Below are 2293 nucleotides of genomic sequence, written 5' to 3'. Positions count from 1 at the left end.
GTACTTTAGTATAGCCTACTTACATAATAAGTAAAAGTCTCATACTAATGTAAAATCTTACATATTTAAAAAAATAATATATTACTAATAAAAAAAGAGACTTAAACTAAGTCCCTTATTACAGATCATTATAATTTTCTACCATATTTATTATGTAACACGTCCTTACAATCAGCCCACTTTGGAATCGTATCACTTTCCCAATTTGTAAATTCTAATTCATTCGCTATCTTTCTTGCTATTTTCATGGCTTGTAAATGGCTTCCATTACTACGATACTCTTTCATACATTCCTTATTCTCCCAAACCGTTAACGTCCAAAACGTATGCCATCCTTCTTTTGCAAATGAAGAATGTATTAAGCCATTCGCTTTATTCGCCTGTAATCCAGCTCTCGTTGTATATATAAAAAAGAACGGTAACATCCTTTTTCCTTTTAGACGCATTCTAGTAACAGAAATAAACATATTCTACATCCTCTCACGTAAAATATTATAAGTTATTACAAAAAATTTTCGTATTTTTATAAATATGTTACTGAAGCTTATGAATACGTGCCAATTACTATTAGTTAGAGACTTTTACTCATTAATATACAACAGAATTTCTCAAATGTTTTATCTTTATATTCTGGAACCCTTGTTAAGTGATCAAAATAACTATATGAAAATTTAAATATGTGCCCAAAATCCCAATTAAATTCACTGTAGTCTTTAAGCCAGAATGCATTATCTAGCGGAAGTGTATCAACTTGTTTTGCTTTTGTGAGAGGTAAACGATCTACAGGAGAATTCAATATTATTTGGGCATTCGGCATTAAATTGCGACTTTTTCTAAGTACATAAACTAGCTTTAATAGTGGTTTTATTCCTCGTTGAAATAATTCTATATGCCCTAAGTCATATAATACATTAATCGCATGTGAAAAGGTAAGCATATGGCCAATTAAATCGTGATGTGATTCCGCCTTATATATAACATGAAATTTTGATAACTCATTTAAAATGAATTTTGATAATTGCTTTGGGTTTTTAATTTCACTTTGAATCTCATCATTACTTATACTTAATTGCTTTACTTCTTTAGTTGTAAAACCAATCCAAGACCTACCGGGAATTGTTTTTTGAAACGATAATATAAGGTTTGCTATATTATTAATATCTTGCTCACTCCCCCAATGACTTAACTCCTTAATGGCTAGTAAACTTAAAGAAGCGTAAATTACATTATGACCAACCCAATGGAGTTCATCAATCGTTTGTTCCAAAGATTTGATTATCGTTTCTTCAGCACTTTGATAATTGACACCTTGTTTATTATCAATTGTTTCGCCTAACCTTTGCTTATGGAGCATCATTTTCGCTTGAGAATAAATGTTACAGGCAGTTTTTTCATCAATGTTATTGTTTTTAGTAAAAAAATAACTAGCAATTGCAGCTGCTCCAAAATGTGCATGCCAAATATCATTTGTTTCTTTTTTACACTGAGATATAATTGAAAGCCCATCTTTTAATACATTTATATTTTCCATCTCTATTATCCCCTCTAAATCCTAATAAAAATGGCTTTTTAGCATCTACAAAGTTGCCAAAAAGCCAGGTAAAAACTCTCGAAACATTTCTACCTTAGCTTAAGGAAGGTGTTAACACAAATAAGATATGATTCATCCCATCACTCTTATTCAAAAATCTATGCTTCACGTTCGGTGGAATACGGACAACATCTCCTTCTTCTAAAAAATATTCATTCCCTTCCAATTCCACATACACTTCCCCTTTCATTACAACTGCAATTTCTTCCTTATCTTCGTGGGAATAGTGGCTTTCTGTTGTATTTGCATATCCATTTAAATCCATCATTAACATTTCAATACGAGCTTTCATAAAATCTGGTGTTAATACATCATAAACAATATGATCATTATTTTCTCGATATACTTTTTTCCGATCTTTCTTCTTAGAAATAAGCGAGTCTGTATCAATATCATTAATAAAAAGAGTAAATAGCGGTACATTTAATGCTTTCGCTATTAATTCCAATACATTTAAAGAAGGATTGGCATGTCCTCTTTCAATTTGACTAATAAGTGAAGTACTGATTCCTGCATAATCAGCAAATTCACGAATTTTCATATTATTTTTCTTACGATAACTTAAAACAGTTTGACCTAGTCGATAATGAATCATTTTTAAAACTTCCTTTCGTCCATCATAATACATCTTTCATCCCTTTTGTGCTGACATACTAAACAGTGGCAATTAATCCTTCCTTATTTCAGCTTAGGCTTATATAC

Annotated in this window: 3 protein-coding genes; all 3 read right to left on the bottom strand. The window is 30.7% G+C overall.

The window, feature by feature from the left end; translation table 11 throughout:
- Window positions 1-128: 128 nt before the first annotated feature.
- Complete coding sequence (locus AB3X48_RS21340; RefSeq protein WP_002109886.1) at window positions 129-467, bottom strand: hypothetical protein; 339 nt, start codon at window positions 465-467, stop codon at window positions 129-131.
- A gap of 104 nt (window positions 468-571) precedes the next feature.
- Complete coding sequence (locus tag AB3X48_RS21335; protein ID WP_070128358.1) at window positions 572-1531, bottom strand: hypothetical protein; 960 nt, start codon at window positions 1529-1531, stop codon at window positions 572-574.
- 94 nt (window positions 1532-1625) lie between these two features.
- The gene (locus AB3X48_RS21330; protein ID WP_088099062.1) at window positions 1626-2219 is read right to left on the bottom strand and encodes a helix-turn-helix domain-containing protein; all 594 of its coding nucleotides are present in this window, start codon (window positions 2217-2219) and stop codon (window positions 1626-1628) included.
- Window positions 2220-2293 lie beyond the last annotated feature (74 nt).

Origin of the sequence: Bacillus sp. S4 (assembly GCF_040838205.1) — a bacterium.
GTDB classification, from domain to species: domain Bacteria; phylum Bacillota; class Bacilli; order Bacillales; family Bacillaceae_G; genus Bacillus_A; species Bacillus_A cereus_U.
The sequence above is the reverse complement of the archived record's forward strand: the minus strand, read 5'-3'. Positions and strand labels throughout refer to the sequence as shown.